We start from the raw sequence: 5,601 nt of genomic DNA on the forward strand, positions 1-5,601 counted from the left end.
CTTGAGCGCTACCACCTGGTATTCGCCTACATGCTTCCATTCGTATCAGGAGCGATTGGGACTAACGTTATTTCCGATGCGCTACTGAAACACCATACTTATGAGCGGTCTTTTTCTGCTTTAGAATTCCTTCAAGACCTTACGAAAATTGCTCTGATGCCAGTCGGTCTAGTTGTCGGCGTCGTTGTCAGTATAGTTTGGATCTTGCTTCTGCCGATAACTCCTGCTCGCCGCCTGCTTCGCTCTATGCTTCCTAAAGTTTGGCGCTGGATATTTCTGAAGACTTTAAAACTCAGCATTATTGCCCGAAATAATACTAGCTCGAAGCACGGCAATCTAAATCTAGAGCACGACGGCACTAGCTGAGAGTTTTTCTAATGTTTCATTGCGCTTAATTGCGATCAACTACAATCAGCCTGCAGGCTACATTAGTAATGGGTTTTGGCACGGTTTCGGGGTGGATGAGGGACCGCAGCGGGTTGAAAGCGGCCACCCAACCAATCGGATAGACCCAAAGCGGTGATAACAACAGCGTAGATAAGGCCTCTGCGGGCAGGCCGAACCGTCCATTGGGCTAATCAGCTCCGTTGCATCGAATCGTCAAAACAAATCCGAGTGGCGCTTACCGACGCATGGATGATCCGTTCTCACCGGCTCCACTCCTTATATCGAACACCTCTCAGATGCGTGTAACGCCACAGCGAATGTCAGTCACAATGGCCGGGCATACTCGAAACCTGCCGGATAAACCAGGCCGTTCGGAACAACCTGTTCACACCTTTATTGCGTAGATCGTGAAAGTGCAGATACTCCACGCCCAGCATCTTGCATGCCATGAACTAGGCCGTGCCAATTGAATCGGTGCCGTAAGGGAGATCTGCGTGCACAAACGTGGCAAGCTTTGCACAATCGCCCTCGCCCCATGCGGCAGATGTCACCACTCGTCGCTGCCGATCTCAATCATGTCCTTGACTGGGTGCCCTCCACGGTAGGCGATAGCGCCAGACACGGCCAACTCGGACTCTCGTCGCTTTGCCCAGACCTGTGCTGCCAGCTTGCGGACGAATGTCTGGGCTTCTTGATAGACTAGGCCACCCTTTTTGTTAGGGCTGACTTGGACGGATAACCCAACCGTTCAACCAGCCTTTTTCCCTTGCTCTAATCGTTGCCATGATTTCCGGTGGTACAAGCGTTATTGGCCGGTGGTACATCGCACCAACGTCACACCAAGACGCCATAAAATCCCGGAAAAACGATTGAAAATGCGTAGACCAGAATGCCCCTAGAATCAGCCTCAAAGCCACAAAATACGTGCCCTGAGCCATCCCGCCGCTTCAGCGTTGCACCCATGATGGACTGGACCGACCGCCACTGCCGGTTCTTCCTGCGCCTGCTCTCCAAGCACACCCTGCTCTACACCGAAATGGTCACCACCGGTGCCCTGCTGCACAACGACGCCCAGCGTTTCCTGCGCCACGATGCCTCCGAGCACCCGCTGGCCCTGCAGCTGGGCGGCAGCGTGCCGGCGGATCTGGCGGCGTGTGCGCGGCTGGCTGAGGCCGATGGCTATGATGAGGTCAACCTCAATGTCGGCTGCCCCAGCGACCGGGTGCAGAACAACATGATCGGTGCCTGCCTGATGGCGCACCCGGCGCTGGTGGCCGATTGCGTGAAGGCCATGCGCGACGCCGTCTCGACACCGGTGACGGTCAAGCACCGCATCGGCATCAATGGCCGCGACAGCTATGCACAGTTGTGTGACTTCGTCGGGCAGGTGCGCGAGGCGGGTTGCCGCAGTTTCACCGTGCACGCACGCATCGCCATTCTCGAAGGGTTGTCGCCCAAGGAAAACCGCGAAGTGCCGCCGCTGCGCTATGACGTGGCCGCGCAGCTGAAAGCTGATTACCCGGACCTTGAGATCGTGCTCAACGGCGGTATCAAGACCTTGGCCGACTGCCATTCCCACCTCCAGACCTTCGATGGCGTGATGCTGGGCCGCGAGGCCTATCACAACCCGTACCTGCTGGCTGAGGTGGATCAACAGCTGTTCGGCAGCGTTGCACCAGTGGTCACCCGCACCGAAGTGCTGGCGCAGTTACGGCCTTACATCGTGGCGCATATGCAGGCAGGGGGTGCGATGCATCACGTGACCCGGCATATTCTCGGCCTGGCCCAGGGCTTCAAGGGCGCTCGCCGGTTCCGCCAACTGCTTTCGGCAGACATCCACAAGGCGGCCGAGCCGCTGGCCGTGTTCGACCAGGCCGTCGAGTTGCTGCAGGGGCGTTGAGGGCGCTGGCCTGTCACGCAAGTGCCTGCTGGTTGCGCGACACGATGCAAGGCCCGGCCTGAAGGGAACCTGGGAGACGGTGGGTACTCGAACACTCACCTCTCGTACAGCCGGGCCCTTGAGCGACCGTGGGGGCTGGGGTAATGTCGAGCCATTGCACAGGACAGAGCACGCCCATGACTTCCAAGCTGGAACAACTCAAGCAGTTCACTACCGTGGTCGCCGACACCGGTGACCTGGACGCCATCACGCGCCTGAAACCGGTAGATGCCACCACCAACCCGTCGCTGCTGCTCAAGGCTGCTGCCATTCCGGCCTATGCCGAGTTGCTCACGCGCGTGAAGGGCGAGGCCAACGGTGATGTGGACCAGGCCTGCGACATGTTCGCGGTGGCGGTGGGTTCGGGCATTTTGAAAGCCATCCCCGGGCGTATCTCGACCGAAGTGGATGCGCGGCTGTCGTTCGACGAGCCTGCCCTGCTGGCCAAGGCGCGCTCACTGATCGAGCTGTACGACAAGGCCGGTGTTGGCCGTGACCGTGTGCTGATCAAGCTGGCGTCTACCTGGGAAGGTATTCGCGCCGCCGAAAAGCTGGAGAAGGAAGGCATTCAGACCAACCTGACCTTGCTGTTCTCCTTCGCCCAGGCCCAGGCCTGCGCCGACGCCGGTGTGTTCCTGATTTCGCCGTTCGTGGGCCGGATCTACGATTGGTACAAGAAAAGCACGGGTAAGGAGTACACCGGTGCCGATGATCCAGGCGTACAGTCCGTCACGCGGATCTACAACTACTACAAGGCCAACGGCTACGACACCGTGGTCATGGGCGCCAGCTTCCGCAACACCAACCAGATCGAACAGCTCGCCGGTTGCGATCGCCTGACCATCAGCCCAGAGCTGCTGCAGCAGTTGAGCGAAGACCAGGGCGACCTGCCGCAGGTACTGAAGCCAGGCAATGCCGGGGAGCCCAAGCGTCAACTGAGTGAGAGCGAGTTCCGCTGGGACATGAACGAAGACGCCATGGCTACCGAGAAGCTGGCCGAGGGCATCCGCCAGTTTGCGCGCGATCAGGAGAAGCTTGAGAAGGTCATGGCTGAAAAAGGCTGATCCAGCCATGTTGGGGCGAGACAGCTTTGCCGGGGGCTTTCTGGGCCGCGATGCGGCGGGGTAGCCCGAACTTTATACGTTTGAGCTCATATCGCCGGGCCCGCTGCGCGGGCCATCGCGGCACGAGACCGCTCCTACAGGTAACGCGTAATGCTCAGGACAGCTTTGGCCGTTCGGAGCACTTGCACTGCATCTGGATGCTTGAGTTTTGCCTGGGAGCATTCCCGGCCGTGCTGGGCGGCGCAGCAGGCCCAGGACTTCAACGTCGCGGTCCTACCATCGGGCTACCGCCCTGTTTGCACTACTTCTGAACCGGCTCATAAAGGCTCACGGCACTCGCATCCACCTTTTTCGGCAACAGCCCTTCACGATAGAAGGCATCGGCGATGCGCTGCTGCTCGCCCAGGTTCTCTGGCTTGACCGGCTGTACGTCGTAACTGCGCCGGGCGTTGGCCTGTTGCACCGTGGCACTGTCCAGGTTGCCCCACAGTGGGCCGAGAATGCGCGCGGCCTGGGCCGGGTGGGCTTTGGTCCAGGTGCCGGCCTCACGCAAGGCGAGGTACACCTGCTGCAGCACCTCAGGATGAGCCTTGGCATAGTCGCTGCCCGCCAGGTAGTAGCGCTGATAGCTGGCCAACTCACTCCCATCGGCAAGTATGCGTGCATTTTGCTGACGTTGGGCGCTGGCCACATAAGGGTCCCACGTCACCCAGGCATCGACCTTGCGGTTCTCGAACGCGGCGCGGCCATCGGCCGGTATCAGGTAGGCGGGGCTGATGTCCTTGAACGTGAGCCCCGCCTGGGCCAGCGCCTGGATCAGCAGGTAATGGCTGCCTGCTGCCTTGGTCACGGCCACGCGCTTGCCCTTGAGGTCGGCCAAGGTCTTGAGGGTCGAATCCGCAGGTACCAAGATAGCCTGAGCGGTCGGCGACGGTGTCTCGCGGGCGAAGTACGTAAGCTTTGCACCTGCTGCCTGGGTGAACACAGGCACAGTGTCGGCAACATCCGCCGAAATATCGACATTGCCCAGGTTCAGCGCTTCCAAGAGCGGCAATCCGCTTGGAAATTCATGCCACGTGACGCGAATGCCCTCGGCCCGCAGGCGCTGCTCCAGGCTGCCACGGGCCTTGAGCAGCGTCAGCAGGGTCGAGGATTTCTGATAACCGATGCGCAACGTTTGGTCGGCGTTCGCCAGGTTTGGCAGCACCGTGCTGGCCAATAGCGCCAGGCAAAGCCTGCGTAGTGTGATCACGCTCATCAGGATATCTCCGGGTCAAGGTTGCGCAGTCAGCTTGGTGCTTTCAGGAACGGTAAAGCCGCTGGCGAAAGTGGGTGCCACTTCAAGGCGTTCAGTCATCAGCCCGTGGGCATGGTAAAAATCGGCCGTCTCCTGCTGAGTGGCGATGGTTTGGGGGTCGATCACCTGCCAGCGCAAGTGACGACGCTCAAATTGCAGACGGGCCGCGTCCTGGGGGAAGCCGATGATGGCGGCAAGGGTTTTCGAGTAACTGTCCAGGTGCTGGTTGGCCCAGACCTGCGCCTCGGCCAGGCGGTTGAGGTAGTCCTGCACTGCAGCCTGCCGTGCAGGTTCGCTCAACGCCTTGTCGGTAGCGGCGAGGAAGCTGTTCCCACTGGAAAGACCCCGCCCATTGACCAGCACCCTTCCCTGCCCACTGAGTTCAGCCAGCGCGGTGTAAGGCTCCCAGGTGGCCCAGGCGTCTACCGAGCCGTTGGCCAGAGCGATCTTGGCATCCACCGGCCCGAGAAACCGCAACTGCACATCCTTTTCGCTCAGCCCGACCTGCGCCAAGGCCTTGAGTGCCAGATGATGCCCGATGGAACCTCGCCCGGTTGCAATGCGCTTGCCCTTGAGTTCAGCCGCTGTGCGCACCGGCGAATCGGGCCTGACCAGCAGCGCGGTACCGTAGGGGTCAGACTTGTCGACCGCCACGGCCTTGACCGGCGCCCCTGAGGCAAGCACGAACAGCAGCGGCGCATCACCAATGATGCCGGCATCGATCGCACCGGCATTGAGCGCTTCGGCGAGGGGCGCAGCTGCGGGGAATTCCGCCCACTGGATGTCGTAGGGTAGATCGCGCAGGGCGTCAGCCGCCTCCAGCTGGGCCCGCATGTTGCCCTTTTGATCACCGATGCGCAGGGTCAGGCGCTCCGAGGCGCTGGCCTGGCCCATCAACAGGATGGCTGCCGCCA

At 60.5% G+C, this 5,601-nt stretch carries 5 protein-coding genes; 3 read left to right on the forward strand and 2 right to left on the reverse strand.

Going from position 1 to position 5,601, the window contains the following annotated elements; all coding sequences use genetic code 11:
* From ACK59L_RS21170 to tal, 3 genes are all read left to right on the forward strand, one after another.
* On the forward strand, positions 1-366 hold a 366-nt coding region (locus ACK59L_RS21170; protein ID WP_409275864.1), incomplete at its 5' end, for a hypothetical protein.
* A gap of 910 nt (positions 367-1,276) precedes the next feature.
* On the forward strand, positions 1,277-2,287 hold the full coding sequence (gene dusA / locus ACK59L_RS21175; RefSeq protein ID WP_409275866.1) for a tRNA dihydrouridine(20/20a) synthase DusA: 1,011 nt from the start codon (positions 1,277-1,279) through the stop codon (positions 2,285-2,287).
* A gap of 176 nt (positions 2,288-2,463) precedes the next feature.
* Positions 2,464-3,390, forward strand: a complete 927-nt coding sequence (gene tal, locus ACK59L_RS21180; protein WP_409275868.1) for a transaldolase — start codon at positions 2,464-2,466, stop codon at positions 3,388-3,390.
* Positions 3,391-3,691: 301 nt separating this feature from the next.
* Here tal and ACK59L_RS21185 read toward each other — a convergent pair whose 3' ends face one another.
* Both ACK59L_RS21185 and ACK59L_RS21190 read right to left on the reverse strand, forming a co-directional pair.
* Positions 3,692-4,648, reverse strand: a complete 957-nt coding sequence (locus ACK59L_RS21185; RefSeq protein WP_409275870.1) for an aliphatic sulfonate ABC transporter substrate-binding protein — start codon at positions 4,646-4,648, stop codon at positions 3,692-3,694.
* Between the two features lie 15 nt (positions 4,649-4,663).
* The coding region (locus tag ACK59L_RS21190) for an ABC transporter substrate-binding protein (RefSeq protein ID WP_409275872.1) at positions 4,664-5,601 on the reverse strand (938 nt) is incomplete at its 5' end.

Source organism: Pseudomonas sp. KCJK9111, assembly GCF_046231935.1.
In the GTDB taxonomy this organism is placed as follows: Bacteria; Pseudomonadota; Gammaproteobacteria; order Pseudomonadales; family Pseudomonadaceae; genus Aquipseudomonas; species Aquipseudomonas parafulva_B.